Below are 1,268 nucleotides of genomic sequence, written 5' to 3'. Positions count from 1 at the left end.
CCCCCCCCCCCCCCCCCCCCCCCCCCCCCCCCCCCCCCCCCCCCCCCCCCCCCCCCCCCCCCCCCCCCCCCCCCCTCCCTCGATGAAAAAAGCTTCTTAGCTGTCCTGAAAAACGGCACACTGACCGCCGTGGCGCTGGGGCTGATGCTGATGCGCCCCGTGCCGGGATCGGCGGCTCCAGCCACGAACCCTCCCGGCGAAGGCCCGGGCGTCGCCATCGGTGTTGATTCGTCGGCGAACCATGCGCAGAACGCGGCGATCGGTTACAAGGCTACGGCCAAAGGCGTGGGTGCATTGGCCGTGGGGGCCAACAACGCCGCCAACGCAGGCAACGCCACCGCACTCGGCGTCAACAACGTCGCCAATACCGGCAATTCCGTGGCGATCGGAGTGGGCAACAACGCGGCAGGAAACGACAGCGTCGCCTTCGGCCGCCTGAATACGGCGAAGGGCGCCTCCAGTGTCGCCATTGGGCGCGAGAACGCTGCCAACGGCTCGACGACTTACGCTTTCGGACTCAAGAATGCCGTATGGGGGAACTTTTCCCAGGCTTGGGGCTCGACGAACACAATTTCGGGTACGACTTCTTATGCTTTTGGTTATAACAATAAAATTGGGTCTAACAATGCCTATACCGTCGGCGAAAGCAACGTCAACACGGGCCTTCGTGCGACGGTCGTCGGCAACAGCAGTAAGGCCGGCGGGCAGGACGCCTTCGTCGGCGGGTACAACAGCGCCGTCGGTTCCACATCCAAGAACGCTGTCGTCATCGGTCAGGGCGCGCGCGTGGGAACGACCGGTTTTAAAAAGGTCACAGTTGATCCTGTGATCGGGGCAGTGACGGCCGAATACAACGGCGAAGTCGACGCTACCGACAGCGTGGCGGTCGGCTATAGCGCCAACGTGATGGCTTTGAACGGCCTCGCCCTCGGCCGCACGGCCAGCGTGACGCTGGCCGGTAAGAACGGCGTGGCGCTGGGCAGCGGTGCCAGCGCGCAGGCGGAAGACGGCGTGGCGTTAGGCACTGCTTCTGTCGCCAATCGCGCCGCAGGTATAGCGGGCTGGGATTTTGCAGCCGGCGCGGCATCGACGGCCAATAACGGCACATGGAAAGCGACGAAAGGCGCGCTGTCCATCGGTAACGGCGCCGGCACGACCCGCCAGATCACCAGCGTTGCAGCCGGTACGCAGGATACCGACGCCGTGAACGTGGCGCAACTGAAAGGTATTTCCAATGGCTACGTTCATGTAAACGGCACAAATACGGC

1 pseudogene is annotated in these 1,268 nt (G+C 64.4%); it reads left to right on the top strand.

Annotated elements, in window-relative coordinates:
* Positions 1-129: 129 nt before the first annotated feature.
* Positions 130-1,268: pseudogene (locus D7D26_RS11935) on the top strand (hypothetical protein); the annotation flags it as partial.

It is taken from the genome of Pyramidobacter sp. CG50-2, from assembly GCF_003612005.1.
GTDB lineage: Bacteria > Synergistota > Synergistia > Synergistales > Dethiosulfovibrionaceae > Pyramidobacter.
The sequence above is the reverse complement of the archived record's forward strand: the minus strand, read 5'-3'. Positions and strand labels throughout refer to the sequence as shown.